Source organism: Wenjunlia vitaminophila DSM 41686 (assembly GCF_000380165.1).
Lineage (GTDB): Bacteria > Actinomycetota > Actinomycetes > Streptomycetales > Streptomycetaceae > Wenjunlia > Wenjunlia vitaminophila.
Genome location: NZ_KB904647.1, coordinates 127,210 through 153,515 on the forward strand (window position 1 = coordinate 127,210; position 26,306 = coordinate 153,515).

The following is a 26,306-nucleotide window of genomic DNA, read 5'->3' on the forward strand; positions in this document are numbered from 1 at the left end:
GTCCCACCGGCCCCCGTGGGGTGTCCCCGCGGCCGGCTACCGGCCGGCGCCACGGCGTCCGTGCAGGTGCAGGCCGCCGGCCACGAGCAGCAGGGCCGCTCCGGTGACCGCGCAGGCCGCCACCGTGGCACCGGGCAGGTCACCGCCCTGCGGGGGTCGGAGGTCGGCCGCCTGGGGCCCCGGGCCGAAGTGGCGCCCGGGGTACGGGGAGACCCGGGGCAGGCTCGGCTCCGGTTCCAGCTCCTCCGCAGCGGCCAGCGCCGCCGACGCGTCCACGAGGCCGGCGCCGAGGGCGTCGCTCCGACCGCCCTCGGGGGAGTTCCGCGCCGTGGTCTCCAACAGCCGCTTGATCTGGGCCGGGCTCAGCTCGGGGTGGACGGACCGGATGAGGGCGACGACGCCGGAGACGTGCGCGGCGGCGGCGCTGGTGCCCCACCCCACGTAGTACCGGCGGTCCGGGTCCGCCATGGCCACGTCCACACCGGGGGCGTTGACCGAGGAGTACCAGCGACGGGTGGAGAAGTCCCCCGGAACCCCGTACCGGTCCACGGCGGTCACGGAGATCACCCCGGGGTAGGCCGCCGGGTAGGACGCGCGGTCACCGTCCTTGGCGCCGTTGCCGGCGGAGGCCACCACGACCACGCCCTTGCCGAGCGCGTACTGGACGGCCTCGTCCTCCGCCGGCTCCGGGTGGGAGGACTTGCTGTCGTCCCCGAGCGAGAGGTTGATCACGTCAGCGCCGTGGTCCACGGCCCACCTGATCCCCTCGGGCAGGGCCGAGGCCCGGGTGGTGCGGGCGCGTCTGCGCTGCGGGTCGTCCTGGTCGAGGATCACCCGGATCGGCAGGATGCGGGTGCGCGGGGCGACCCCGGTGACGCCCTCGGCGTCACCGGGCCCGTGCCCGCGTCCCGCGATGATCCCCGCCATCGCGGTGCCGTGGCTGGCCCAGGCACTGTCCCCGCGACGGGCGCCGAACCCCACCAGGTCCTTACCGGGCAGCACCCGTCCACGCAGGTCCGGATGGGTCTGGTCCACCCCGGTGTCCACCACCGCCACCACCGTGCCCTCGCCCCTGGTGGTCGGCCACACGTCCCGGGCGTGGATGGCGTCCAGCCCCCACTGGCCCTCCTCGATGGTCTCGGCCGACGCCGGCGTCGTCGCACCAGCCACCAGCACCGGCCCGAGCAGGAACCCGACCAGTGCGCCGAGCAGCGCCCGCCGACCCGCCCGCATCAGCCCTCCCGGCCCTGGCGACGGCGGTCCTCGACCTCCGGCTCCGCAGCGCCCTGGTCCGGCGTCGCCCGGTGGGGCGCGGCCGGGCTCCCCGGGGACGTCCGGTCCCGCAGGGCCAGGCCCCGGCGGTCGCTGCCCGGGTCTTGGTCGTGTTCCCGGCGCGCCGCCTCGGCGGCCGCGGTGAGCCTCCTGGCGATCGACGTCTCGATCCCCCTGGCCTCGTGGCCGAGACCGGCCTCCGCCACGGCCGAGGTGTTCCGCTCCCGCACCGCCCGCGCCGCCGGCTCGGGCCGGGGAACGGCGCGGCCGTCCGCGAACCCGCTCACCGCGAACCCCACGTAGGGCACGTCGGTCCGCACCCGCACCACCCAGCTCGCTCGCTGGGCGTTCCCGAAGTCCTCCGCGACGGTGCCGTCAACGGCCAGCGGACGGGGCAGCAGATCGGTGCGGGAACCCAGTCCCGCGACCCGCCAGTGGTCGGCGAAGGCCCGCATGCCGCGCTGGTCCGCCTCGGTCACCAGGAGTCCCACGGTGGTCACGGAGCTGGACGTGGCGTCGGTGTAGGTGGCGCGCAGCAGGCGGACGCAGCCGACCGGTGCCAGGGCCCGCCGCAGCGGCTCGTCGAACGCCATGGCGTCGGCGCAGCCGCTGTCCGGTGCCACCCCCAGCCGCCTCCAGGTGCGGTCGGCGCCGCCGGGCCCCGCGTCGGGTCCGTTGAGGGTGGGCGGGAACAGCGTGTCCACGGGGACGTCGTGCCACAGCCCGCGGGTCACCTCGAAGATCCTGGTGGACCGTTCCTCGGCGGTCTCCCGGGAGGCCGCGGAGTCGGCGAGGATGCCGCCGACGACCGCGCCGCACAGCAGCCCCGCACCGATGACCAGGCAGACCCCGATCGGCAGCCGGTGCCGGTCCCTGGGCGCTGCCCGGCCGGCGGACGGCCCGGGCGCGGGTGGCGTCGGGGGTGCCGCGGGCCAGAGGTCCGCCGGGCCGGTGGGCCCTGCCGGAGGCGCGGGGGTGGCGTCGGGGGGTGACGGGCTCCGCCGAGGCGCGAACCGGCGCGCGGAGCCGGCCCCGGCCTCACCGTTCTCCACTCCGGTGCTCACCGGCATCCCTCCCCCGCGCTCCCGGTCCGTCCGGGGCACCACGCCGGACCGGGACGGGTCAGCTCCGGACGGTCCGTCGCGCCGCCGGTCCACGGTTCCGCGTCACTCTATTGGCTCGCCCGCTCCGGCGCCGCCCCCGCCCCGTTTTCGAACCCCGGGGCGCCGGGGGTGGTCCCGCGTCCTACCGGGGGCCGCGTCCCTCTGGCAGGATGCTGCGGTATGCCGCCTCCCACCGCTGCCGGCGCCCCGGACCAGGACCGGACCCACGGGACCGGGCTCCGGGGCGGGAGCACCCGGGACCGCCGGGCGCACGCGGCGGACGCCCGGCGCTACAACCTGGCCACCAGCCACCTGCCCGCGCCGCTGGCCGTGGTGGACCTGGAGGCCTTCGACGCCAACGCCCGGGACCTGGTGCGGCGGGCCGCGGGCAAGCCCGTCCGGGTGGCCAGCAAGTCGGTCCGCTGCCGCACCCTGCTCCGGCGGGCCCTGGCCATGGACGGCTTCGCCGGGATCATGAGCTTCACCCTCGCCGAGTCGCTCTGGCTGGCCAGGGACGGCTTCGACGACGTGCTGCTCGCCTATCCGTCGACCGACCGGGCCGGTTACGCCGAACTCGCCCGGGACGCCGGGTTGGCCCGAGCGGTCACCGTGCTGGTGGACGACCCGGCGCAACTGGACCTGATCGACGCCAGCCGCTCCGGAGGGGGCGAGCCGATCCGGGTGTGTCTGGAACTGGACGCCTCGTTGTGGATGTTCGGAGGGCGGGTGCGGGTCGGTGCCCGGCGCTCACCGCTGCACGGCGCGGCAGACGTGCTGGCCCTCGGCCGTGAGGTGGTGCGCAGACCTGGCTTCGCCCTGGTCGGCCTGATGGCCTACGAGGGCCATGTGGCCGGGGTGGGCGACCGGGTTCCGGGCCGCAGGGCGTACTCCGCGGCGGTGCGGCTGATGCAGGCGCGGGCCAGGCGGGAACTGGCCGTCCGCAGGGCCGAGGTGGTGCGGCGGCTCCGCGACATCACCGAACTCCCGCTGGTGAACGGGGGCGGGACCGGCAGCGTGCAGTACACCGCCGCCGAGGCGGCGGTGACGGAGGTGACGGCGGGTTCCGGGCTCTACCACCCGCACCTGTTCGACAACTACACCGCGTTCCGGGGCCGTCCGGCGGCCCTGTTCGCGCTCCCGGTGGTGCGCCGCCCCGCTCCCGGGGTGGTGACGGTGCTCGGCGGTGGCTACCCGGCCTCCGGTGCGGCGGGCCGGGACCGGCTGCCCCTGCCCTGGTGGCCGGCCGGGCTGCGGTACGACGTCCAGGAGGGCGCGGGCGAGGTGCAGACGCCGCTGCTCGGTGCCGCGGCGGACACGCTGGCCGTGGGCGACCGGGTGTGGTTCCGGCACGCCAAGGCCGGTGAGCTGTGCGAACGGTTCGACGCGCTGCACCTGGTCGAGGGCGACCGTGTGGTGGGCAGCGCGCCGACCTACCGGGGCGAGGGCAGGACGTTCCTCTAGTCCCCCGCGCGACTGCGCCCGCGCCCACCGGACGTTCCACGGACGTTCTGCCCGGAGCTCGGAACGTTTCTGCGGCTCGGGGACGCCCCGGCGCGGACCGGCCCCGCGCGGGCGGGCAGCACCGGGTCGGTCCGCCCGTCGTCAGACGCCGTTCTTGGGGCCGGCGGCTCGGATGCCCTCGACGATGGTGTCCATGACGGACAGTTCGGGAGCACGGTCGGTGTCGTCGAACCCGAGACGGACGATGGTCATGGTGCCGCTGACGGGCGAGGGGAAGGCGACGGTCTGCACCACGCCGTCCGGGCCCTTGGCCGCGTCCACCGTCCAGCGCACCAGGTACCCCTCCTTCCCGGCGACGGTGACCCGCTCCGCCCTGACCTGCCGGTGCCCCTTGATCTCCCCGTAGGCGTCCGCCGCGTTGGCCGCGATGTCCCGCTCGGCGGCGGCCCTGGGGATCGTCCCCTTCCCAGCGAGGGTGTAGGCGCCGGCGCTCACGCACACCCCGGAGTCGCTGGTGGCGCACTGGTAGGGGTCGGTGGAGACATAGGCGCGGTCCGCCGTGCTCTGGTTCCGGAAGCCCTCGGGAACGGGCAGGCTGATGCCGAGTGCGGAGTCCACGGCGACGTCGGAGCGGCCCGGTTGGTCCGTGGGCTCCCGTTCCTGCGGGGGCTGGCCGTCCGGCTCCCGCTGCTTGTTCCCGTCCTGCCCGGGCGGGTCCGCCGGGACCGAAGCGGAGGGCTCGGCCTGGTTCGGCGGTGACCCGCCGTCGTCGTCACCGCCGAGCAGGACGACGCCCCCGACCACCGCACCACCGACCAGCAGGGCGCCGGCCGCCACCGCCGCGGCCACCCTGCCGCCGCGACGGCCCCGGGGCGGCGTCGCGGCGGGACCGGGCGCGCCGAAGGGCGCTGTCGGCTCTGCCGGCGGGGTGTACTTGGTGCGGGTGTACTCGGTCCACGAGGTGCCGTCCCACCAGCGCTCCAGGTCGCCTGAGCCACCTGCCTGATGGGGGTCCGGATACCAACCGGAACGTGTCGCAGTCACGGGGGTAAAGGTACGCCAGTTGACGGCGGCACTTCGATCCGAGCCGACTGACGTTTTTCGGCCATCCGCGCGGGCCCACGGCACCGCACGCCCGTCGGCGGACGGACCGGGGGGGCGGGCGCCCCCGCGGAGGCGTCAGGGCGATCCGACGGGAGGAACTTCCTTGACCAGACCGCTGATCGGCCTCACCAGCTACTGGGAGGAGCACACCCGGTGGCGCGGGTGGACGCTGCCCACCGCGCTGCTCCCCGCCGGGTACGCGGAACACACCCAGCGGGCCGGGGGCGTGGCCGCACTCCTCCCACCGGACGACCCCGCACGGGCCGGCGAGACCGTGCGGCGGCTCGACGGCCTGGTGGTCTGCGGCGGTCCCGACGTCGCACCCGACCGGTACGGGGCCGCGTCCACCCCGACGTCGGGGCCGCTCGCGCCCCGTCGGGACGCCTGGGAACTCGCGCTGATCGACGCGGCCCTGGACCTGGACCTCCCGCTGCTCGGGGTCTGCCGGGGGATGCAGGTGCTCAACGTCGCCCTCGGCGGCACCCTCTTCCAGCACCTGCCCGACGTCGTGGGCAACGAGGACCACGGTGGGGTCCCCGGCGCCTTCGGCTCCCATCCGGTGGACGTGCTGCCCGGAACCCGGCTGGACCGGCTGATGCCCGGGCGGAGCGCGGTGCCGACCCATCACCACCAGGCCGTTGACCGGGTGGGCGAGGGCCTGACGGTGTGTGCCCGCGCCGCCGACGGCACGGTGGAGGCCGTCGAGCTCGACGGGGCCCGGTTCACGCTCGGGGTCCAGTGGCACCCGGAGATGGGGGACGACCCGCGGCTCTTCTCGGCCCTGGTGGGCGTCGCCGGCGGGACGGCTCAGCCGCCGAGGGCTGCCGCGAGCACCCCGGGCGCCTCCACGAGCGACGGTCCGTACCAGGTCAGGTGACGGCCGCTCAGCAGGGCCACCCGCATCCCGGGGAACGCCTCGGGCCCGTCGTCCGCGGTGAACCGGTACGGCTCGTCGGGCAACGCCACCAGGTCGGCGCCGGCAGCCCGCAGCTCGTCCAGCGGCACCCGTGGGTAGCGCTCGGCGTGGCCGGCGTAGACGTTGTCCACCCCGAGCCTGGCCAGCACGTCCCCGGCGAACGTGTCCCGGCCGAGCACCATCCAGGGCCGGCGCCAGACGGGCACCACCACGCGGCGGCGGACGGCCGGTGCGCGCACCGCGTCCCAGGCCGCCTCGGCGTCGTCGAGCCAGCGCGGGCGGGGCAGTCCACAGCCGACGGTCAGCATCCGGTCCAGCTCACGCAGCGCCTCCGGCAGCGAGCGGATGACGGTCACCCACACCTCGAGGCCCGCGGCGCGCAGCGCGGCGACGTCGGCCGGGCGGTTCTCCTCCTCGTTGGCCAGCACCAGGTCCGGGCGAAGGGCCGTGACTCCGGCCAGGTCGGGGTTCTTGGTCCCGCCGACCCTGGCCACGTCGAGCCCCTGGGGGTGGCTGCACCAGTCGGTGGCACCCACCAGCAGGTCGGGGGCGGTGGCGGCCACGGCCTCGGTCAACGAGGGCACCAGGGACACGACACGGGTGGTCATCCAGGCAGCGTATCCAGCGGGTGGCCGGCCGGGAACGCCACGGCCGGCCACCCCCGGTGGCGGTGGCTACCGCCGCGCGGCGGCGGGCACCGGAACCCACTCCTCCACCAGCTCGGGGTTCTCGTCGAGCCAGTGCCCGACCGCCTCCTCCTCGTTGCCCTCCCCGGCGGTGTGGATCCGGTCCTCAAGCGAGGCGAGCTGCTCCTCGGACATCCGGAAGTCCTTCAGCCAGCGGGTGACCGTGGGCTCGTTCCGGACGAACGACCTGCTGGCGACGGTGTGCAGCTCGTCACCCGAGCCCCAGGCGCCCTCGGGGTCCTTCAGCTTCTTCAGGTCGTACTTGCTGTAGGCCCAGTGCGGGGTCCACAGGGTGACCACCACGGGCTGCTTCCTCTTGATGGACCGGTCGAGCTGGGCGAGCATCGTGGAGGTGCTGGAGGAGACCACCTCGTACTCCCCGTCCAGGCCGTACTCCTTGACCACCGTGTCGTTGAGGATGCCCATCATCCCGGCGCTGGACTCGATGCCGACGATGCGGCCACCGAAGGTGGAGCCCTTGCCCCTGAGGTCAGCGAGCGAGTCGACGCCCTTCACGTAGGAGGGCACCGCCAGCTCCAGGCTGGTGGGCCCGTACCAGGAGCCGAGGTCGCTGACCCGCGCGCCGTACTTCTTCCAGTAGTTCGCGTGGGTGGTGGGCAACCAGGCGTCCGTCTGGAAGTCCACGTCGCCCTCGGCGATGCCCGAGTACAGCGGGCCGGGGTCGAGCTGCTTGACCCGTGGCCGGTAGCCGCGCCGTTCGAGGAGTTCCTTCCACAGGTAGGTGGAGGCGACCCCCTCGTCCCACGGGATGTAGCCGATGTCGATCCGCTTGCCCCGGCCCACGTCGTCCTCGTCGGCGACGTCGTCCCCGCCGCCGGAGCCGGCGAGGTTGACGCCGGAGGCGACCAGGGCGAGCACCACGACGCCGACCATGGCGACGGTGGTTCCCGGCCGGTAGTGCCGGAGGGCCCCGGCGCGCCCGGACGCCGACGCCATGGCCTTGGCCATGGCCCTCCGGCCGAGCGGGGAGACCCGTTGGTTGAGCGCGCTGGTCATCCGGTCCAGGTACATGGCCAGGATGACGACGGCGAGACCGCTCTCGAAGCCGAGGGCGACGTTGACCCGGGTGACCGCCGCGTAGACGGTCTCCCCCAGCCCGCCGGCGCCCGCCATGCCGGCGATGACGACCATGGAGAGCGCCAGCATGATCACCTGGTTGATCCCGGCCATGATGGTCGGCAGCGCCAGGGGGAGCTGCACCCTGACGAGGGTGTCGCGGGGGCTGGTGCCGAACGCCTCGGCCGCCTCGACCAGTTCCGCGTCCACCTGGCGGATTCCCAGCTCCGTCATGCGCACACCCGGGGGCATGGAGAAGACGACGGTGGCGATGAGACCGGGGGTGACACCGACGCTGAAGAACACCACGCCGGGGATGAGGTAGACGAACGCCGGCATCGTCTGCATGAAGTCCATGAGCGGACGCAGCAGGGCGCTCACGACACGGTTCCGCGTCCCCCAGATGCCCAGCGGGACGGCCAGCGCGACGGTGATCACGCTCGCCACCAGGACCAGGGCCATGGTGTCCATGGCCTGGTCCCACAGCTCCACCGAATCGATCAGCAGGAAGCCGCACAGGGCGAGCACCGCGGCGACCGGCCCGCGCAACCACAGCGCGAGCACGGCGAGGATGCCGGCCATCAGCAGGGGGTCGGGGGCGGCCAGGACCGCGCTGACGCCGTCGTACGCGCCGGTCAGGACGTCGTTGACGCCGTCGAACAGCCAACCGAGGTTGGCCTGGAGCCAGTCGATGACGTCCTCGGCCCACCGGCCGAACTCGATCCTAGGCACCGGCGGCCTCCTTGCCTGGAAGGTCGGTCACGGTCCGGTCGGGCACCGCGTCGTCCCCGGCGCGGCCGGGGGACCTGGGTGGCGGAACGGGCGTGGGTGGCGCGGGGTTGGGTGGCGGAACGGGACCGGGGCGCGGGTCACCCCCCACGGGACGGTCGCCCAGCGCGGCGAGCAGGCCCGCCCGGGGGACCACCCCGAGCAACCTGCGCTCGCCGTCCACCACGGGCACCGGCAGCGCGCTGGTGGCGCAGGGGGCGAACAGTTCGGCCAGCCCGGCGTCGACGGCCACCGCGACCGGGTCGGCGTCCATCAGGTCCCGCACGGCACGGTCCCCGTCGGCGTCCGCCTCCCGCCGGGTACCAGCCGCCGTGTCCCGGGAGATGGTGCCGATCAGGACGCCGTTCCGGTCCACCACGAACGCCACGGGCTGCTCCCGGCCGTCCAGCGTCCGGCGCACCTGGGAGAGCCGGTCGTCCGGGCGGACGGTGACCGCCGGCGGCTCCATCACGGCGTCAGCGGTGAGGATCCTGCTGCGGTCCACGTCCTGGACGAAGGAGGCCACGTAGTCGTTGGCCGGCTGGGTCACGATCTCCCTCGGGGTGCCCGTCTGCACGATCCGGCCGTCGCGCATCACCGCGATCCGGTCACCGAGGCGCGTGGCTTCGTTCAGGTCGTGGGTGATGAAGACGATGGTCTTGCGCAGGGTCCGCTGGAGCCCCAGGAGCTGGTCCTGCATCTCCTTGCGGATCAGCGGGTCGAGTGCGCTGAACGACTCGTCCATCAGCAACAGGTCGGCGTCGGTGGCCAACGCCCGGGCCAGGCCCACCCGCTGCTGCATCCCGCCGGAGAGCTCGTCGGGCCAGGAGCTCTCCCACCCGGCGAGGCCCGCGAGCGCCAACGCCTCGGCGGCCCGCCGTTCGCGTTCGGGGCGCGGCACCCCCTGCACGGCCAGGCCGTACGCCGCGTTGTCCAGCACGCTGCGGTGCGGGAACAGGGCGAAGTGTTGGAAGACCATGCTGATCCGGCGGGCCCGGAGCCGACGCAGGTCCCTGGTCGGGAGCCGGGTCAGGTCCTGCCCGTCGAACAGGACCCGGCCGGCCGTCGGCGCCAGCAGGCCGTTGAGCATCCGCAGCAGGGTGGACTTGCCCGAGCCGGACAGGCCCATCACCACGAAGATCTCGCCGGGCTCCACGGTCACGCTCGCGTCGATCACCGCGGCGGTGGCCCCGTCCGCGCGCAGCTCCTCCCGGTCCGCACCCTGGCGGAGCCGGGCCACGGCGTCTTGGGGGCGTCTGCCGAACACCTTGTAGAGATGTTCCACTTCCAGCCTGGACACGTGTTCCTCTCGGTCGTCGCCATCGACCAGCGGCGTGCCCGGTGGGTCACGGGCACGCCGCTGGTCGCCGGAGTCCGCTGCCCCATCCATCGCCTGGTGGCCCACGGTGCCCGAGTACTTCCGGTGGGTCGCTCCGGGCTGCGCGCCTACCCCCACCCCCAGGTGGCGCAAACCGAACCGTGAGGCAGGTCACGTCGATCAGAGGCGTAGTCGTCAGGGAACACGGGAACACCTGAGGATTTGTCGAACGCCGGGACGGCCCGGCGGGGCGCCCCGGCGGCGGCACCGGTCCCTGGCCCGCCGGTGTCGTGGGGTTGTCGGTGTTCGAGCATTGTCGGTGTCCGAGCATTGTCGGTGGGATGCGGCATCATCGAGCCGTGACCGGACGCCTGATGCTGCTCGACGCCGCCAGCCTGTACTTCCGCGCCTACTTCGGAGTGCCGGAGTCGGTGCGCGCCCCCGACGGCACCCCGGTGAACGCGGTGCGCGGGCTACTCGACTTCACCGCCCGCCTGGTCACCGACTACCACCCCACCCACCTGGTGGCCTGCATGGACGCCGACTGGCGGCCCCAGTGGCGAGTCGATCTGATCCCTTCCTACAAGGCGCACCGGGTCGCCGAGGAGGTGCCGGCGGGGCCGGACGTCGAGGAGGTCCCGGACACCCTCTCCCCCCAGGTGCCGATCATCGAGGCGGTGCTGGACGCGCTGGGCATCCCCCATGTGGGTGCCCCCGGGTACGAGGCCGACGACGTGATCGGCACCCTCACCGCCCGGGCCGCGGGGCCGGTGGACGTGGTGACCGGCGACCGCGACCTGTTCCAGCTCGTGGACGACGACCGCCAGGTTCGGGTGCTGTACCCGGTCAAGGGCATGAACACGCTGCAGGTCGTGGACGAGGAGCGCCTGCGGGAGAAGTACGGGGTGGCCAGTGGGGGCGCCTACGCCGACCTCGCGCTGCTGCGGGGTGACCCCAGCGACGGGCTGCCGGGCGTCGCGGGGATCGGCGAGAAGACGGCGGCCAAGCTCCTGGCCGCCCACGGTGACCTCGCCGGGATCCTGGCCGCCGTGGCCGATCCGGCCTCCCGGCTGACCGCTGCCCAGCGGGCCAGGTTCGAGGCGGCGAGCGGGTACCTCGCGGTGGCGCCCAGGGTGGTGCGGGTCGCCGACGACGTGCCGCTGCCGGCGGTGCCCGCTGAGCTGCCCCGCCGGCCCCACGACCCGGAGGCGCTGGCGGGGCTGGCCACGCGTTGGGGGCTCGGTGGCTCCCTGCGACGGCTGGTGGCCGCGCTCGAGGCGCGGCCCTAGCCTAGCGTCCCGACGGCCCCGGGTGGTCAGCCCACCGACGAGTAGGCGATCACCCCGCGGCGCAGCGCGTCCACCGCCTTCCGGGCCGTGGCGGGCACCTGGCTGTCGCCCGGGGCCGCGTTGGAGATCTGCCCCAGCACGTCGATCAACTGCCGAATCCAGCGGACGAAGTCGCCGGCGGGCATGTCCGCGTCCCGCAGCACCGAGTCGAGTCCGGCTCCGGAGGCCCAGCGGTATGCCGGCCAGGCGAAACCCAGGTCCGGCTGGCGCTGGCCCACGTTCTCGATGGTGTTCAGCCGGTGCCGCTCCTCCAGTGCGTCCAGGCGTCCCCACAGCCGCACCATCTGATCCAACACCTCACGGGGGGACCCCGGGGGCAGCCGTGGCGGTACGGCCTCGTCGGCCTGCCGCGCCTCGTACACCAGCGCCGAGGCGCAGGCTGCGAGCTCCGCGGGGGTCAGGCCGTCCCAGAGCCGCTCGCGCAGGCACTCGGCGGCCAGCAGGTCCAGCTCGCCGTAGAGCCGGCCGAGCCGTCTGCCGTCCGGGGTGACCGTGTCGCCCTCGAGGTAGCCGAGATCAGCGAGGAGGGCACAGACCCGGTCGAAGGTGCGGGCGATGGTGTTGGTCCGCCCCTCGATCCGTCGCTCCAACTGGCGGGTGTCCCGGGTCAGCCGGTGGTAACGCTCGGCCCAGCGCGCGTGGTCCTCCCGGTCGGCGCAGCCGTGGCAGGGATGCGCCCGGATGGCGGCGCGCAGCCGGGCGATCTCGGTGTCGTCGGCGGCGGCCGAACGCACCTTGCGGCGCCGGGCCGGCTCGTGGTGGCCCGCCTTGGTCCGCAGCGCGGACGCCAGGTCGCGGCGGGACTGGGGGCTGCGCGGGTTGAACGAGCGCGGGATGCGCATCTTGTCCAACGGCTCCACCGGCGACGGGAAGTCGATCAGGGCCAACCGTTTCACCTGCCGCTCCGCGGTGAGCACCAGCGGACGCGGGCCCTCGTGCTGACCGGGCCGGAAGCCCTGGCTGCGCCCGGGTGCCACCCCGGGGTCCAGCACCACGGCGAGCCCGGCGTACCGCCCTCCCGGCACCTGGATGACGTCGCCGATGCGCAGCTTCTCCAGCGACTCGGCGGCCGCGGCCCGGCGCTGGGCGACGCCCTGCCGGGCCAGCTCGGCCTCACGGTCCTTCAGCTCCCGGCGCAGGCCCGCGTACTCCTCGAAGTCGCCGAGGTGACAGGTCATCGCCTCCTGGTAGCCAGCGAGGCCCTCCTCGTTCCGCTGGACCTGGCGGGAGATGCCGACGACCGCGCGGTCCGCCTGGAACTGGGCGAAGGACGTCTCCAGCAGCTCCCTGGACCGGTGCCGCCCGAACTGGCCGACGAGGTTGACCGCCATGTTGTACGACGGCTTGAAGGACGAGCGCAGCGGGTAGGTGCGGGTGCCGGCGAGGCCGGCCAGCGCGCCGGGGTCCAGGTTGGGCTGCCACAGGACGATGGCGTGCCCCTCGACGTCGATACCCCGTCGTCCGGCCCGCCCGGTGAGCTGGGTGTACTCCCCGGGGGTGACGTCCACGTGGGTCTCGCCGTTCCACTTGACGAGCTTCTCCAGCACCACGGAGCGGGCCGGCATGTTGATCCCCAGCGCCAGCGTCTCGGTGGCGAAGACCGCCTTGACCAGCCCTTGGACGAACAGCTCCTCCACGACTTCCTTGAACGTGGGGAGCATGCCGGCGTGGTGCGCCGCGACGCCCCGCTCCAGCGCGTCCAGCCACTCGAAGTACCCCAGGACGTGCAGGTCCTCGTCGGGGATGGCGGCCGTGCGCTCCTCCACCAGCGCCCGCACCCTGGCCCGCTCGCCGTCGTCGTTGAGCCGCAGCCCGGCGTGCAGGCACTGCTGCACCGCGGCCTCACACCCGGCGCGGCTGAAGATGAAGGTGATCGCCGGTAGCAGCCCCTCGGCGTCCAGCCGGTCGACGACCTCCACCCGGCTCGGCGTCCACAGCCGGCGGCTCGGCGGCTTGCGGTAGCCCCGCCGCTCCCGCCCGGAGCGCTCCCGGCGGCCCCGGTCGCTCAGCCGGATGCTCTCGGTGCGGGCCAGGCGCAGCAGGTCGGGGTTGACCTCCCGCTGGGCCTCGTCGACGAAGAGGTCGTGCAGCCGGGGCCCGGCGAGCACGTGCTGCCACAGCGGGACCGGGCGGTGCTCGGAGACGATCACCGCGGTGTCCCCGCGGACGGTGTCCAGCCAGTCGCCGAACTCCTCGGCGTTGGAGACCGTGGCCGAGAGCGAGACCAGGGTGACCGACTCCGGGAGGTGGATGATCACTTCCTCCCACACCGCGCCGCGGAAACGGTCGGACAGGTAGTGGACCTCGTCCATCACCACGTAGCCCAGGCCGGCAAGACCGGACGAGCCGGCGTACAGCATGTTCCGGAGGACCTCGGTGGTCATCACCACCACCGGCGCGCCCCCGTTGATGGAGTTGTCCCCGGTGAGCAGGCCGACGGTGTCGGTGCCGTAGCGCTTGACCAGGTCGGCGTACTTCTGGTTGGACAGCGCCTTGATCGGGGTGGTGTAGAAGCACTTGCGGCCCTCGCGCAGGGCCAGGTGGACGGCGAACTCACCGACGATGGTCTTGCCGGAGCCGGTGGGTGCCGCGACCAACACGCCGCGCCCCGCCTCGAGGGCGGAGCAGGCATCGAGCTGGAACGGATCCAGGCCGAACTCGTACATCTGGCGGAACGAGCCGAGCGCGGTGGCCTGCTCCTTCGCGCGCTCTCGGGCGGCGGCGTAGCGCTCCGCCGGGGACATGGCGTTCATTACCCTCGAGCCTACCGGCCACCGCCGACAGCGGTCGCGACCATTTAGCCGACCGGGGCGGGGCCGGCGCGACGCCCGTGTCCGGCGCCGGCGCCTCAGACCAGGACGCCCACGGCGCCGGGCACCGTCTCCGCGGTCAGCGGCAGGGCGCCCAGCGGCTCCCCGTCGGCGTACCCGGTCACACCGGGTGCCGAGAGCCGCACGGTGGCCGCGCGGTGCACGGTGACCACGGGGTGGTCCAGGTGGGTGCCCTTGTACACCCGGGGGAAGACCCGCAGCAGGGTGGTGCGGCTGCACGGGCCGACGACCGTGATGTCGAACTGCCCGTCGTCCAGCTCCGCCCCTCCGCACATGCGCATCCCGCCGCCGTACGAGGCACCGTTGCCGACCGCGATCAGGGTCGCCTCGACGTCCTGCTCCGGTCCGCCGTCGAGGGAGATCCGGAACGGCACGGGCCTGAGGGTGCCGAGCTCGGCGAGGAGCGCCAGGTCGTAGCGGAGCCGGCCCCGGGCCCAGCGCATCCGGTTCGCCCGGTCGTTGACGCGGGAGTCGAAGCCGCTGGCCAGGATGGTGCCGAACCAGCGCTCGCCGACGCGGCCGAGGTCCACGGAGCGGACCCGCTCCTCCTTCAGCGCGTCGGCGACGATCCGGGCGGCGGCGGACGGGTCGTCAACGGGGAGGCCCACGCTGCGCGCGAAGTCGTTGCCGGTGCCGACCGCGACGACGCCGAGCGGGGTGGAGGTCGTGGCCACGGCCTGGAGCGCCAGGCCCACCATGCCGTCCCCGCCGACGGCGACCACGGCCGCGTCGCCGTCCGCCGCGGCCCGGCGCAGCTTGTCCAGGGCGTCGTCCGCGTCCACGCCGACGACCTTCCGGACGGTGAAGCCGGCGCTGCTGAGCGCCTCCTCCGCGGGACCCGCGGCCTGGGCCCCACGGCCGCGGCCGGCGGTGGGATTGACGAAGAGAAGGATGTCGCGATGCACGGAGGGGACCCTATCGGTCCAGGCCAGGCCCGAGGAAGGCGCCCACTGACCCGGTCACGTGATGTCGTCGTCCGCGCGTTCCTGCCGGCCGGACACCGCGGAACCCCGTTCCGCCCCGTCGGCCTGCTCCGGAATGCCCTCCGTCAGGGCGTGGGCGACGACCGGCTCAACCGGCTCGACCCCGCCTGCCTCGACGTCGTTCGGGTCGCCGACGGGCTCCGGGGTGAGGTCGAGGGAGGACGCCTCGTCATCGTCGAGGTTGGCGTCCGGGTCGGCCGCCCGCCTGCGGCGCCGACGCCAGTCGTTGGCCAGCGACACTCCCACGGCGATGAAGTACAGGATCACGATCGGGCCGGCGAGGGCCATCATGCTCAGCGGGTCCGTGGACGGGGTGGCCACCGCGGCGAAGACCACGATGCCCATGATCATGCCGCGCCACCAGCCGGCCATCTTCCGGCCGGGAATCACGCCACCCATGTTGAGCAGCACCAGCAGCAGCGGCATCTCGAACGACAGTCCGAAGACGACCACCATGCGCACGACGAGGTCGAGGTAGTCGTCGAGGGGGAGCAGGTTGTCGACGTTCTGCGGAGTGAACCCGATCAGCACCTCGGCGGTGGTCGGCAGGATCTTGTAGGCGAAGAAGCCACCGCCGATGAACAGCGGGAAGCCGGCACCCACGAACGCCAGCGTGTACTTCTTCTCGTTCGCGTGCAGACCGGGAGCCAGGAACGCCCAGAGCTGGTACAGCCAGATCGGGCTGGCCAGCACCACGCCCGCCACCAACGAGACCTTCAGCGCCAGGGTGAACGGCGTGAGCAGGCCGTTCATCGTCATGTGGGCGCACGCCTCGTCCTTGGTCGTCTTCTCGGCGATCTCGCTCAGCGAGGCGCCGCAGCCGACCGAGTCCAGGACCGGATTGACCAGGAAGTCGATCAGGTCCTTGTAGAAGAACGCGGCGACGACGGTGACGAGGATGATCGCCACCATCGACTTGAACAAGCGATTGCGCAGCTCACGCAGATGCTCCGCGAGCGGCATGCGCCCCTCGGGGTCCTTGGGCTTGCGAGCAGGCTTGAGCAACCCCGGTCCTCGTTATCTCGTGCGGTAGCCGAACGGGCTCTTGGGTGGACGTGGGTCAGCGCTGGGTGTGGTCGGGCTCCGCCACTGGCCGGGCCCCGGCGACGTCACCGGGCGCGGCCTGGATGGTCCGGGGGGCCGCCTGCTGCGCGGGGTCGGGCTGCGGCGGGGCGCCCGAGGCGTCCGCGCTGGCACCGTCCGTCTTCATGGCCTTGGCCTCGCTCTTGAGGATGCGGGCCGACTTGCCGAGCGACCGGGCCATGTCCGGAAGGCGCTTCGCACCGAACAGCAGCAGGATGACCACAAGGATGAGAATGATCTCAGTGGGGCCGAGCTTGCCAAACATAAGCGATTACCTTCTCACTCCAGGCGGCGTGGGTCCGCGTTCCTGGCGGGTCCGATGTGGGTCCGCGTTTCCGAGGCCCCAGCTTCGGGACCACGTCTGTCGAGGCCGTGTTGTCGAAGGCCGCGTCTCCGACGGCGGGTTGCCTGGGGCGTGATCGCCCGGGCCTGTCGTCCAGTGGCGCGTCTCCGGGACCCGGTTCCGAGGCGTCTACGCTGACGCGCACTGAGCCGAGCATCCACTGCCAGCGATCGTAACCCGCGGGGGTTAACCGTTGGCAACACCCAAGAGGCCGCAGATCACGCCCTTCGCGGCCCACGGGGAACGGACATCGACCGTGGTGAGGAGAGGGTACTCCTGCCCTGCCCGCCCGGGGGACCGGGTTCCCACGGCCCCGTCGCCCCCGTCGCCGGCCACGCTCCGACCGGTCACGGGGTCACCCGCGGCGCCGGGCGGCCAGCGGGGCCACCGCCTCGTCCAGCTCCTCGGACGCCGCCCTGGTGGCGTGCATGGCCCGGCGGAGCTGCTCGGTGAGGTTCCGGACCTCGGCGAGCACCCGGAGGCCGAGCCAGGAGAGGACGGCGAGCCCGGCGAGCGCAAGACCCACGTACATGATCGTCCACGGCATGCGACGACACTACCGCGCCCGGCCCACCCGCCGCGGTCAGCCGGTGTGCAACCGCATGGTGCGCACCCCGCCGCCGGTGAGCAGTTCCACGATCCGTTCCCCCGCCGGCTTGCGCACCGAGGCGCCGCAGTCAGGGCAGGTGAAGGCGTAGAAGGTGGTCTTGCTCGACCCTCCGATCGCCAGTCGGAGCGCGTCCGAGTCCAGGCGGAACCGGCCGCCGCAGTCGGGGCAGCCCGCCCTGAACACCACAGTGGTCACCAGCCGTCCTCCTCAGCTCCCCCGTCCCTATGGTTCCCGCTGTTCGGAGTATCCGGCCAGTGCCGCCTCGGCGGCCTGTCTGGCGCTCGCGGCCAACTCGGGCGGGGCCACCACCCGCCCGTCCGCCCCCAGGCGCAGGGCAAGGCGGCGCAGGCCGAGCGGGTCGGCGGCGCGGAGCGTGATCCGCAGCCCTCCCTGGGGCAGTTCCTCCGCGTGGTCGTGGTCGTAGTACTCGGCGACCCAGCGTCCCGCCGGTCCCACCTCCAGGACGACCTCCGGGTCGTCGGCGGAGGGCTGCACCAGGCCCTGGGACAGGTCGCGGAGCTCCACGGGCGGGGGGTCTGCCGGCTCGTCCAGCAGCTCGATCTCCGCCACCCGGTCCAGGCGGAAGGTCCTGCGGTCCTCCGACAGCCGGCACCACGCCTCGAAGTAGGTGTGGCCGACGGTGAACAGCCGGATCGGGTCCACCTCGCGCTCGGTCACCGCGTCCCGCCCCGGCGAGTAGTAGCTGATGCGCAGCCGCCGCCGTTCGGCTATCGCGCGGTCCACGTCGGCGAAGACGCTGCCCTCGGCCTCGAAGGTGACCGAGAGCCGGGCGCTGCCCCGGGCCGCCTCGCCCGCCGCGGCCTCGAGCTTGGCGGTGGCGCGCAGCAGGGCCTGCCGGTCGCCCTCCCGAAGCCCGGGCAGGGTGGCCACCGCGCGGGCCGCCACGAGCAGCGCGGTGGCCTCGTCGGCGGCGAGGCGCAGCGGCTGCGCCACGTCGTCCACGTTGTGCCACCAGATCCGCTCGCCGTCGGTGTCGATGTCCAGCAGGTCACCGCCGCGGAAGCTGGTGCCGCACATCGGCAGCACGTCGAGGTCCCCGATGAGCTCGGCCTCACTGATCCCGAAGGCCCGGGCGACGTCACTGATCCGCGCGCCCGGACGCTCCCGCAGATAGGTCACGAGCGACAGCATCCGCCGGGTCTGGTCGATGGCGTTGGCCATGGCTTGGTCCTCACCCCTTCGCTGGTTCGCTGGTCGGGCCCTGGGCCACGGCCCGCAGCCGGTCCACCACGTCGGCCCGCAGCTCGGCGGGGGCGAGGACCACCACGTCAGGTCCGAACTCCACCAGCCGGGCGTCCAGGCCGCGGCCGTACGGAATCTCCAGTTCGTCCCACTCGGCGTCGACCGGTCGCAGGTCCAGCGCCTTGGCCCGCAGCGGGTAGCCCGCGCCGCGGCGCAGCCGAATCCGCGCGGTGGCGGTGGCCCCTTCGCCGCCCCAGCGGGCCACGGTCTCCCGGACGTCCACGTGGTCCGGGACGTCCGCGGTGAACTTCCCCGAGCCGGTCCTGACCCGACCCGTGATCCTGCTGAGCCGGAACACCCGCCCGGCCTTGCGGTCGCGGTCCCAGCCCGCGAGGTACCAGTGCCCGCGCCAGCACTCCAGGGCCCAGGGCTCCACGTGGCGCTGCTCGGGACGCGCCGCGGTGGCCTTGCGGTAGTCGAAGGTGACCGGGCGGCGGTCCCGGGCGGCGAGCATCAGCGGTTCGAACGCCGCCTCGTGGACCGGGATGTGCGGCTCCAGCGCGCCCAGGGACCCGGCCCCCTCGGTCTCGAACGGAACGCCGGCGGCACGGAGCTTGTGCAGCGCCCCCGAGGCCGCCTCGGCGAGACGGGCCTGCTGCCAGACCCGGGCGGCGAGGCCGAGCGCGGCGGCCTCCTCGGCGTCGAGCGCCACTTCGGGCAGGCGGTTGCGGTCCCGACGGGCGAGGTAGCCGACCTCGTCGTCGAGGCTCTCCGCGGTTTCGATGATCAACCCGAGCTCGCGCAGGTCGTCCTTGTCCCGCTCGAACATCCGGTTGAAGGCTTCCTCGGAACCGCCCTCCATCTCCCGGTACGCCTCAATCGAGGCGCGCAGCTCCCGCTTGCTCAGCGGGCGCGTGGTGTTCATCAGGCACAGCGCCAGGTTCATCAGCCGTTCGGCCTTGGCAATGGCCATCTCTTGCCTTTCCTGGTCTCGACCGCGGCCCGGGGGTGGACGCGGCGAACACCGCGGACGACACCGCGTCCGCGCCACGCCCGTCGTCCGGACCCACCGGGTCGGATGGCGGCTCCGCTCGGTCCGGCCGGGAGACGACCGCCCCCGCTGCTGATCGTTGACCGTACCGCCACCGGCGCGTTCGGCCAAAGCGAGATCCACACCGCCTCCCCGGAGCGTGCCGGGAGGCTCGGGGGGCGGGTCCGGCGGCCGGGGCGCGCACACGGCCGGCCCCCGCGTCCCGGGGGTCCGGTGACGCGGGGGCCGGCACGGCGCGGCGGTTCAGACCCCGAGCAGGTCCACCACGAAGATCAGCGTCTCGCCCGGCTTGATCGCCGGAGTCGGCGACTGGTCACCGTAGGCGAGGTGCGGCGGGATGGTGAGCTGTCGGCGTCCACCGACCCGCATGCCCTGCACGCCCTGGTCCCAACCGGCAATGACGCGGCCACCCCCCAGGGGGAAGCGGAACGGGGTGCCTCGGTTCCAGCTCGCGTCGAACTCCTCACCGGTGCTGAACGCCACCCCGACGTAGTGCACGGTGACGGTCTGACCCGCCTTGGCGACCTCGCCGTCGCCCTCCCAGAGGTCCTTGATCTCCAGCTCGGCCGGCGGCTCTCCCCCGGGGAACTCCACCAGCGGCTTCTCGATGCTCACGACAACTGCCCCTCGTCGGTCCTGATAGCGATCATGCCAGTCTTACATGACGTCCAGGATGTCGATGACGAAGACCACCGCGGTGCCGATCTCCTTGCGCTGCTTGGCGTCCAGCTCGGACTTGGGCACCACGACCAGCACCCGGCTGCCCACCTTCTCCCCGGCGAGGGCCTTCTCCCAGCCGGGCATCTGGGCCAACGGGACCTCCTGGGGCCCGCCCTGCTGCCAGGTGTTCCCCCCGCCGGGCTTGCCGTTCCACAGCTCCACCGCGTAGTGGGCGACGATGGTGTCCTTCGCCTGGACCATCTCGCCGGTGCCCTTGATGATCGGCTCAGAGATGATCTTGGTGGGCTCGGCGGGCTTGCCCTTGGGCAGGGTGATCTTCGGCGGCATGCCGTCGGCGTTGGTGCCGACCTTGGGCAGCTTGGGGTCGTCCTGGGGGACCTTCTGCCCCTTGGGCACCGCGTTGATCATCGACTTGATGTCCACCACGAACACCAGCGTGGCGTTCTTCTCGATGCCGCTGTTCGCCGGCGGGTTGGCCCCGTAGGCCTTGTCCGGCGGGATGACCAGCTCGACGCGGCTGCCCACCTTCTGGCCGACCAGACCCTCGTCCCAGCCCTTGACGACCCGGCCGAGGCCGATCTCGAAGGTCGCGGGCTGGTTCTTCGCCCAGCTGTTGTCGAAGACCTTCCCGTCCCAGCTCTGCCCGAGGTAGTTGGCGGTGACCGCGCTGCCCTTGGTCACCTCCTTGCCCGTGCCCTCCTTGAGCACCTTGACCTTGAGGGTCTTGGGCGGGTCGCCCTCCCCCTTGGCCACCTTCGGCTCCTCGTCCGCCTTGCCGCTCACGGCGGGGATGCCGCCCTTGGTGGTGGGTGACGAGGAGTCGTCGTCACTGCCGCACGCGGCGGCGGAGACGAGCAGGAGGGGAACAGTCAGCAGGGCGGCGATTCGACGCACGGGAATCCCTCGGTTAACCAGGAGTGGACGGACAGGAGTGGAATGGCCACTCTAACCAGGACACGCCTGGACGGCGGAGTACGCGCTGTGCGCCTCCGCCGTCACCGTCGCCTCCGGCGTCGCGGGGGACGTCACATGCCGGCGATGAGCTTGTCGACCCGGTCGTCAACCGAACGGAACGGGTCCTTGCACAGCACCGTGCGCTGGGCCTGGTCGTTGAGCTTGAGGTGCACCCAGTCCACGGTGAAGTCCCGACGCTGCTCCTGGGCCCGCCGGATGAAGTCGCCACGGAGCCGGGCACGCGTCGTCTGCGGTGGCACCGACTTGGCTTCGAAGATCCGTACGTCGTTGCACACCCGGGCCGCCCGGCCGCGCTTCTCCAGGAGGTAGTACAGCCCCCGGCGGCGGTGGATGTCGTGGTAGGCGAGGTCGATCTGGGCGATCCTCGGGTGCGACATGGTGATGTTGTCGCGGTTCCGGTAGCGCTCGATGAGCTGGTACTTCATCACCCAGTCGATCTCGGTCGCGACCCGGTCGAGGTCACCCGTCCTGACGGCTTCCAGGGTGCGGCCCCACAGGTCGAGCACCCGCTCGACCGTGCCCACGCGAATGCCCCGTCGCTCGGCGAAGTCCACCGCCTTGGAGTAGTACTCCTCCTGGATGTCCAGGGCGGACGCCTCGCGCCCACTGGCCAGCCGCACCTTGCGCCGGCCGGTGATGTCGTGGCTGACCTCCCGGATCGCCCGGATCGGGTTCTCCAGGGTGAGGTCGCGCATCACCGTGCCGGCCTCGATCATGCGCAGCACCAGGTCGGTGGCGCCGACCTTGAGCAGCATGGTGGTCTCGGACATGTTCGAGTCGCCCACGATGACGTGCAGGCGCCGGTAGCGCTCGGCGTCCGCGTGCGGCTCGTCGCGGGTGTTGATGATCGGACGGGAACGGGTGGTCGCCGAGCTGACGCCCTCCCAGATGTGCTCGGCGCGCTGGCTCACGCAGTAGACGGCGCCGCGCGGGGTCTGGAGCACCTTGCCCGCCCCGCACAGCAACTGTCGGGTGACCAGGAAGGGGATGAGGATGTCTGCCAGGCGGGAGAACTCGCCGTGCCTGGCGACCAGGTAGTTCTCGTGGCAGCCGTAGGAGTTGCCGGCTGAGTCGGTGTTGTTCTTGAACAGGTAGACGTCACCGGCGATGCCTTCTTCGTGCAGACGGCGCTCGGCGTCGACGAGGAGGCCCTCGAGGGTGCGCTCGCCGGCCTTGTCGTGGGTGACCAGCTCGATCACGTTGTCACACTCGGGAGTGGCGTACTCCGGGTGCGATCCCACGTCGAGGTAGAGGCGGGCGCCGTTGCGCAGGAACACGTTGCTGCTGCGGCCCCAGGAAACGACACGACGGAAGAGGTACCGCGCCACCTCGTCCGGGGAGAGGCGGCGCTGTCCCCGGAAAGTGCACGTGACGCCGTACTCGTTCTCCAACCCGAAAATGCGGCGGTCCATGACTGAACAGTACGCCCGTGAGGACGGTCTGAAACCGGGTTCGAGCAGCCGGAATCCGATCACCTGCCCGGGATCCCGGTCCCGGACGGGGCCGCGGGGGCGTCAGACGGTCGGCAACGGGGCCGGCTGCGGGCGCTGCGCGGGGGCCGCGAGCACCCTGGTGGTGGCCAGCAGGACCAGCAGCGCGACCACCCCACCGCCGGCGGCCACGCCGTAGCCGGCGTCGGCCCCACCGTGCTGGACCGCGGGCCCGGCCGCCGCGGTGCCCAGGGAGGCGCCCACGCCGAACGCGGTGACCAGCCAGGAGAACGCCTCGGTGACCGTTCCCGCCGGGGCGTGCCGGTCCACCACGACGAAGGAGCAGGCCAGTGCGGGCGCGAGGAAGACGCCGGAGAGCACGGCCAGGCCCACCATGGGGCCCACTCCCGGAGTGAGCAGCAGCGGCGGGTAGCCCAGGGCGAGGCCGGTCATCAGCAGGCGCAGTCGCCGCTCCGGGGCGCCGGGCCAGGTCCGCACGCCGTAGCCGAGCCCACCGACCAGGGCCCCGAATCCGAGCGCGGCCAGCAGCCAACCCGTCACCCCCTCGCCCCCGTGGCGTTCGCCGTAGGCGACGGCGGCGACGGAGATCGCCCCCAGGGCGACCCCGACGAAGAACAGACTGGAGAACAGCGCCCGCAGTCCCACCGACCGCAGCGGCCCCAGCCAGTGCGCCTCCTGCGGCTCACCGCGCCACTGGCGCGACGGCTTGGACGTCACCACCACGGCGGTGCCGGCAACGCCGAGCAGTCCGGTGGCGACCACGGCCGCACCCTCCGAGGCGGTTGCCACGACCAGGGTGACCAGCAGTGGGCCTCCGGCGAACATGATCTCCTGGGCCGCGGCGTCCAACGCGTAGGCGGCGTGCACCTGCCCCTGGTTGCCGAGCACGCTCGGCCACAACGCCCGCAGGCCGGCCTCGAGGGGAGGGGTGCACAGGCCGGCCACGGCGACCGCGGGCACGGACAGCAGCAGCGGCTCCGGGCCGACCAGGGCGAACAGGGTGAACCCAGCGGCGGACAGCAGTACCGCTCCGGTCATCACCCGGGTCTGGCCGCGTTTGTCCACCGCCCGGCCCAGCAACGGCTGGCCCACCGCCATGGTGATGCCGTAGGTCGCCGACAGCACGCTGGCGAGGGTGTAGTCGGCGCCCTCGGCCCGGGCGTAGAGCATGATCGCCAGCGCGGCCATCGCCGCTGGCAGGCGGCCGACCAGGGTGCCGGCGAGCAGGCGGGGGGCGTACCGGGCGCGCATCAGTCCCAGGTACCCCGAGCCGTCGGCCATCTGTGCCCCTCCCCGCCGACCGTGCGGCCGGCCGTTCCACTGCCGTGTCCACCGGCGCCCTCGCCGTGTTGTACACCGCGCCTCGTGTGTCGCCACACTCCGAGGCGCAGGGACGACGACTCCGAGGCGCAGGGGCGACGTGTTACGTATAACGTCGCTCGCTCATACGTACCATGGCCGCGACACCGGGTCCACTCGATTCCCCACGATGCCCCGTCCACCCCGCACCCGGGAGGCCAACGGTGCCCAGCACCCACCGGGACGTCGCCCCCGGGCCCCGTCCCACCAGCCGGGACGTGGCCCGGGCCGCCGGCGTCTCCCAGGCCACCGTCTCCCTGGTGCTCGGCGGCAAGTGGCAGGGGCGGGTGTCACCCCGCACCGCCGCCGCGGTCCGCGAGGCTGCGACCGACCTCGGGTACCGGCCCAACCTGGCGGCGCGCGACCTCAGACTCGGCAGCACCCGCACGGCGCTCCTGGTGGTGCCCGCTCTGACCAGCGAGTTCTTCGGCAACGTCTATGCCGGCGCGGTCGCGGTCGCGGCCGAGCACGGGTTCGGTCTGGTGCTGTACCCCTCCCCCCAGGGGGTCGGGACGGCCCGGAACCCGTTCGAGTCCACCCGGGGTGCGCTGGACGGCGTCATCGCCTCCTCGATGGCGGCCGACGCCCTGCGGGAGATCCGCGGGAGCTTCCCCGGCGGCCAGGCGCTCCCCCTGGTCATGCTGGACAGCGCTCCGCCGACCGCACCCGGGGACCCCGGCCACCGGGAACCGGACGCCCCGGCTCCCGCCGCCCGCGACACCACGGCGACCGTCAACCACGACCTGGCCGACGGGATGCGCCAGGTCGTCGGCCACCTGACCGGCCTGGGCCACCGCCGGATCACCCACCTCGGCGCGGCCATCGACTCCTGGACCTTCCGGGTCCGCTCCCGCACCTTCCGCGAATCCATGGCCACCGTCCCGGACGCCGTACCGGGCAGCGAGCCGGCCGACCTTTCCGTCGGCGGCGGCCAGACCGCGGCCCGGCGGGCACTGACCGGGCCCGGGCCCCGGCCCACCGCCCTCGTCTGCGACGACGACACCATCGCCGCCGGAGCCTGCAAGGCGGTGCGCCGGCTCGGGCTGTCCGTGCCGGGCGACGTGTCGGTCACCGGCTTCGACGACCTCTCGCTCGCCACCGCCCTCGACCCGGAGCTGACCACGGTGCGGCTCCCCGCGCAGCAGTTGGGCGCGCACGGTATGCGCGCCCTGCTCGACCTGCTCGCCGGCTCCTTCACGGAACGGCCTCCGCTGCCGGTCACCCTGGCGGTGCGTGACTCCACCGCGCCAGCGCCACGGCGGTGACACCCACCGGCGCGGCGCCCGGACTCAGCGGGCCCTACGGGTCTCGGACCGGTTCTCCTTGCGGATCGCCTCCAGCAGGTCCGTCTTGCTCATCGAGGAGCGGCCCCGGATGCCCAGGCGTTTGGCGACGTCGTACAGGTGGGTCCTGCTCGCCTGTTCGTCGACACCCTGGCCGCTGCGCCCGCCGGCCTGACGGGGACGGGCGGACCGGGGGTCGCTCGGCCCCTTGCGCCCGGCCTCCTTGCGCTCCCAGTGGTCGCCCACCTTCTCGAACTTGTGCTTGAGGGCGCCGTAGGCCACCCGGTGGGAACGCTGGCCCTCCCCGTACTCCCGGACGGCGGAGTCATGGGCCTTGATCCAGGTCCGCTGCGCCTCGCTGGGCGAGCGCCGCAGCGTCGACGGGATCTCCTGGCGTCCTGGCATGTCGCTCACCTCCCTGTCGCCCCGGCTCCGGTGAGGAGCGGGCGTGTCCTGGTTCGGCTGCCCGACGACGCGCCACCCAAACAGCGGTCGGCCGCGCCCGGTGGCCAGGTCCGGGCGCGGCCGTCAGTCGTGCGTCCTCCACTCAGTCCGTGGCGGAGCCCTCCCCACCGGAACCGCCCGAGCCCTCGGTGTCCGGCGCGTCGGCCGACCCTGCGGCGTCCTCCCCCGCCTCCGACGGCCCCTGCTCGCCCTCCGCCGGGGCGCCCTCCAGCAGCCTGGCGAGCTGGCGACCCAGCACCCGCTTGAACTTGCGCTGCTGGGGCCTGGTGCGGTCCAGCACCGCGACCTCGAGCTGTTCCGGGGTGAGGGTCCGCTCCGAGCCGTTGGAGTCCCGGGCCAGGGAGTCCACCGCGAGGCGCAGCGCCTCCCCCAGGGACATGCCCTGAACGTGCCGCTCGGTGAGGTAACTGCCGATCTGGTCGGCGTTGCCGCCGATGGCGACCGTGGCGTTCTCGTCCACGATGGAGCCGTCGTGCGGCAACCGGTAGATCTGGTCGTCCTCGGGTTCCTCGCCGACCTCGGCGACGATCAGCTCCACCTCGTACGGCTTCTCCGCGGCGCTGGAGAAGATGTTGCCCAGCGCCTGGGCGTAGACGTTGGCCAGACCGCGGGCGTTGACGTCGGCCCGGTCGTAGGAGTACCCCCGCACGTCGGCGTAGCGCACCCCGACGATGCGCAGGTTCTCGAACTCGTTGTACTTGCCCACCGCGGCGAACGCGATCCGGTCGTAGATCTCACTGATCTTGTGCAGCGCACGGGACATGTTCTCGGCGACGAAGAGGATGCCGTCGGCGTACTGGAGCACGACCACGCTGCGGCCGCGCGCGATGCCCTTGCGGGCGAACTCCGCACGGTCCGCCATGGCCTGCTGGGGTGAGACGTAGAACGGCGTCGACACCGGCTACCCGTCCTTTTCTGTCAGTGGCTTCTGCAT

24 protein-coding genes are annotated in these 26,306 nt (G+C 73.2%); 4 read left to right on the forward strand and 20 right to left on the reverse strand.

Annotation, left to right across the window (positions count from 1 at the left end; translation table 11 throughout):
* Positions 1-36: 36 nt before the first annotated feature.
* Both mycP and A3IG_RS35650 read right to left on the reverse strand, forming a co-directional pair.
* Positions 37-1,233, reverse strand: coding sequence for a type VII secretion-associated serine protease mycosin (gene mycP / locus A3IG_RS0104085; RefSeq protein ID WP_018382267.1), 1,197 nt, complete (start codon positions 1,231-1,233; stop codon positions 37-39).
* The gene (locus tag A3IG_RS35650; RefSeq protein WP_201787462.1) at positions 1,233-2,336 is read right to left on the reverse strand and encodes a hypothetical protein; all 1,104 of its coding nucleotides are present in this window, start codon (positions 2,334-2,336) and stop codon (positions 1,233-1,235) included. Before A3IG_RS35650 ends, mycP begins: the two co-directional genes overlap by 1 nt.
* Before the next feature lie 219 nt (positions 2,337-2,555).
* Here A3IG_RS35650 and A3IG_RS0104095 point away from each other — a divergent pair, with 219 nt between their 5' ends.
* On the forward strand, positions 2,556-3,836 hold the full coding sequence (locus A3IG_RS0104095) for an amino acid deaminase/aldolase (protein ID WP_018382269.1): 1,281 nt from the start codon (positions 2,556-2,558) through the stop codon (positions 3,834-3,836).
* Positions 3,837-3,977: 141 nt separating this feature from the next.
* Here A3IG_RS0104095 and A3IG_RS28545 read toward each other — a convergent pair whose 3' ends face one another.
* Entirely contained in the window at positions 3,978-4,880 is a 903-nt protein-coding gene (locus tag A3IG_RS28545; RefSeq protein WP_026219872.1) for a DUF2510 domain-containing protein, read from the reverse strand.
* A gap of 163 nt (positions 4,881-5,043) precedes the next feature.
* Here A3IG_RS28545 and A3IG_RS0104105 point away from each other — a divergent pair, with 163 nt between their 5' ends.
* Entirely contained in the window at positions 5,044-5,817 is a 774-nt protein-coding gene (locus A3IG_RS0104105; protein ID WP_018382271.1) for a gamma-glutamyl-gamma-aminobutyrate hydrolase family protein, read from the forward strand.
* Here the strand turns inward: A3IG_RS0104105 and A3IG_RS0104110 are convergent.
* From A3IG_RS0104110 to A3IG_RS0104120, 3 genes are all read right to left on the reverse strand, one after another.
* On the reverse strand, positions 5,748-6,464 hold the full coding sequence (locus A3IG_RS0104110) for a helical backbone metal receptor (protein WP_018382272.1): 717 nt from the start codon (positions 6,462-6,464) through the stop codon (positions 5,748-5,750). The genes A3IG_RS0104105 and A3IG_RS0104110 overlap by 70 nt on opposite strands.
* Before the next feature lie 66 nt (positions 6,465-6,530).
* Entirely contained in the window at positions 6,531-8,351 is a 1,821-nt protein-coding gene (locus A3IG_RS0104115; RefSeq protein ID WP_018382273.1) for an ABC transporter permease/substrate binding protein, read from the reverse strand.
* Positions 8,344-9,687, reverse strand: a complete 1,344-nt coding sequence (locus A3IG_RS0104120; protein ID WP_018382274.1) for a quaternary amine ABC transporter ATP-binding protein — start codon at positions 9,685-9,687, stop codon at positions 8,344-8,346. The genes A3IG_RS0104115 and A3IG_RS0104120 overlap by 8 nt, the downstream gene beginning before the upstream one ends.
* Before the next feature lie 377 nt (positions 9,688-10,064).
* On the opposite strand from A3IG_RS0104120, the gene A3IG_RS0104130 reads away from it, so the two are divergent.
* On the forward strand, positions 10,065-10,994 hold the full coding sequence (locus A3IG_RS0104130; protein ID WP_018382276.1) for a 5'-3' exonuclease: 930 nt from the start codon (positions 10,065-10,067) through the stop codon (positions 10,992-10,994).
* Positions 10,995-11,020: 26 nt separating this feature from the next.
* Here the strand turns inward: A3IG_RS0104130 and A3IG_RS0104135 are convergent, their stop codons facing one another.
* The 12 genes from A3IG_RS0104135 to A3IG_RS0104190 all read right to left on the reverse strand — a co-directional run bounded on the left by A3IG_RS0104135 (position 11,021) and on the right by A3IG_RS0104190 (position 23,546).
* Positions 11,021-13,798 carry a DEAD/DEAH box helicase gene (locus A3IG_RS0104135; protein WP_018382277.1) on the reverse strand — a complete coding sequence of 926 codons (2,778 nt, stop codon included), beginning with the start codon at positions 13,796-13,798 and terminating at the stop codon, positions 11,021-11,023.
* A 104-nt stretch (positions 13,799-13,902) separates the two neighbouring features.
* On the reverse strand, positions 13,903-14,790 hold the full coding sequence (locus A3IG_RS0104140; RefSeq protein WP_018382278.1) for a diacylglycerol kinase: 888 nt from the start codon (positions 14,788-14,790) through the stop codon (positions 13,903-13,905).
* Between the two features lie 54 nt (positions 14,791-14,844).
* Positions 14,845-15,873 (reverse strand): twin-arginine translocase subunit TatC, encoded by a 1,029-nt coding sequence (gene tatC, locus A3IG_RS0104145; protein ID WP_026219873.1) that lies wholly within the window; start codon positions 15,871-15,873, stop codon positions 14,845-14,847.
* 55 nt (positions 15,874-15,928) lie between these two features.
* On the reverse strand, positions 15,929-16,216 hold the full coding sequence (tatA, locus tag A3IG_RS0104150; protein ID WP_018382280.1) for a Sec-independent protein translocase subunit TatA: 288 nt from the start codon (positions 16,214-16,216) through the stop codon (positions 15,929-15,931).
* Positions 16,217-16,649: 433 nt separating this feature from the next.
* Positions 16,650-16,841: a hypothetical protein gene (locus A3IG_RS34085; protein ID WP_026219874.1), complete on the reverse strand. Its 192-nt coding sequence runs from the start codon at positions 16,839-16,841 to the stop codon at positions 16,650-16,652.
* 36 nt (positions 16,842-16,877) lie between these two features.
* Positions 16,878-17,102: a hypothetical protein gene (locus A3IG_RS0104160; protein ID WP_104530654.1), complete on the reverse strand. Its 225-nt coding sequence runs from the start codon at positions 17,100-17,102 to the stop codon at positions 16,878-16,880.
* A gap of 24 nt (positions 17,103-17,126) precedes the next feature.
* A complete protein-coding gene (locus A3IG_RS0104165; protein WP_018382283.1) occupies positions 17,127-18,086 on the reverse strand; it encodes a helix-turn-helix transcriptional regulator in 960 nt (319 codons plus the stop codon).
* Between the two features lie 10 nt (positions 18,087-18,096).
* Positions 18,097-19,080 carry a helix-turn-helix transcriptional regulator gene (locus tag A3IG_RS0104170; protein ID WP_018382284.1) on the reverse strand — a complete coding sequence of 328 codons (984 nt, stop codon included), beginning with the start codon at positions 19,078-19,080 and terminating at the stop codon, positions 18,097-18,099.
* Positions 19,081-19,401: 321 nt separating this feature from the next.
* The gene (locus A3IG_RS0104175) at positions 19,402-19,773 is read right to left on the reverse strand and encodes an FKBP-type peptidyl-prolyl cis-trans isomerase (protein WP_018382285.1); all 372 of its coding nucleotides are present in this window, start codon (positions 19,771-19,773) and stop codon (positions 19,402-19,404) included.
* Positions 19,774-19,815: 42 nt separating this feature from the next.
* A complete protein-coding gene (locus tag A3IG_RS0104180; protein ID WP_018382286.1) occupies positions 19,816-20,733 on the reverse strand; it encodes an FKBP-type peptidyl-prolyl cis-trans isomerase in 918 nt (305 codons plus the stop codon).
* A 131-nt stretch (positions 20,734-20,864) separates the two neighbouring features.
* Positions 20,865-22,226 carry a Pup--protein ligase gene (gene pafA, locus A3IG_RS0104185; protein ID WP_026219875.1) on the reverse strand — a complete coding sequence of 454 codons (1,362 nt, stop codon included), beginning with the start codon at positions 22,224-22,226 and terminating at the stop codon, positions 20,865-20,867.
* A 102-nt stretch (positions 22,227-22,328) separates the two neighbouring features.
* The gene (locus A3IG_RS0104190; RefSeq protein WP_018382288.1) at positions 22,329-23,546 is read right to left on the reverse strand and encodes an MFS transporter; all 1,218 of its coding nucleotides are present in this window, start codon (positions 23,544-23,546) and stop codon (positions 22,329-22,331) included.
* Positions 23,547-23,788: 242 nt separating this feature from the next.
* Here A3IG_RS0104190 and A3IG_RS0104195 point away from each other — a divergent pair, with 242 nt between their 5' ends.
* Positions 23,789-24,889: a LacI family DNA-binding transcriptional regulator gene (locus A3IG_RS0104195; RefSeq protein WP_018382289.1), complete on the forward strand. Its 1,101-nt coding sequence runs from the start codon at positions 23,789-23,791 to the stop codon at positions 24,887-24,889.
* Between the two features lie 24 nt (positions 24,890-24,913).
* On the opposite strand, the gene A3IG_RS0104200 is transcribed toward A3IG_RS0104195, so the two are convergent.
* Positions 24,914-25,312: a ChaB family protein gene (locus tag A3IG_RS0104200; RefSeq protein WP_018382290.1), complete on the reverse strand. Its 399-nt coding sequence runs from the start codon at positions 25,310-25,312 to the stop codon at positions 24,914-24,916.
* Between the two features lie 142 nt (positions 25,313-25,454).
* The gene (gene prcA / locus A3IG_RS0104205; RefSeq protein ID WP_018382291.1) at positions 25,455-26,270 is read right to left on the reverse strand and encodes a proteasome subunit alpha; all 816 of its coding nucleotides are present in this window, start codon (positions 26,268-26,270) and stop codon (positions 25,455-25,457) included.
* Between the last annotated feature and the right edge of the window lie 36 nt (positions 26,271-26,306).

Excerpts from the sequence above, each read along its gene's own strand:
- mycP (WP_018382267.1), bottom strand. The coding sequence starts at position 1,233 with ATGCGGGCGGGTCGGCGGGCGCTGCTCGGCGCACTGGTCGGGTTCCTG.
- A3IG_RS0104095 (WP_018382269.1), top strand. The coding sequence starts at position 2,556 with ATGCCGCCTCCCACCGCTGCCGGCGCCCCGGACCAGGACCGGACCCAC.
- A3IG_RS0104110 (WP_018382272.1), bottom strand. The coding sequence starts at position 6,464 with ATGACCACCCGTGTCGTGTCCCTGGTGCCCTCGTTGACCGAGGCCGTG.
- A3IG_RS0104135 (WP_018382277.1), bottom strand. The coding sequence starts at position 13,798 with ATGTCCCCGGCGGAGCGCTACGCCGCCGCCCGAGAGCGCGCGAAGGAG.
- tatA (WP_018382280.1), bottom strand. The coding sequence starts at position 16,216 with ATGTTTGGCAAGCTCGGCCCCACTGAGATCATTCTCATCCTTGTGGTC.
- A3IG_RS34085 (WP_026219874.1), bottom strand. The coding sequence starts at position 16,841 with ATGCCGTGGACGATCATGTACGTGGGTCTTGCGCTCGCCGGGCTCGCC.
- A3IG_RS0104165 (WP_018382283.1), bottom strand. The coding sequence starts at position 18,086 with ATGGCCAACGCCATCGACCAGACCCGGCGGATGCTGTCGCTCGTGACC.
- A3IG_RS0104170 (WP_018382284.1), bottom strand. The coding sequence starts at position 19,080 with ATGGCCATTGCCAAGGCCGAACGGCTGATGAACCTGGCGCTGTGCCTG.
- pafA (WP_026219875.1), bottom strand. The coding sequence starts at position 22,226 with ATGGACCGCCGCATTTTCGGGTTGGAGAACGAGTACGGCGTCACGTGC.
- A3IG_RS0104190 (WP_018382288.1), bottom strand. The coding sequence starts at position 23,546 with ATGGCCGACGGCTCGGGGTACCTGGGACTGATGCGCGCCCGGTACGCC.
- A3IG_RS0104200 (WP_018382290.1), bottom strand. The coding sequence starts at position 25,312 with ATGCCAGGACGCCAGGAGATCCCGTCGACGCTGCGGCGCTCGCCCAGC.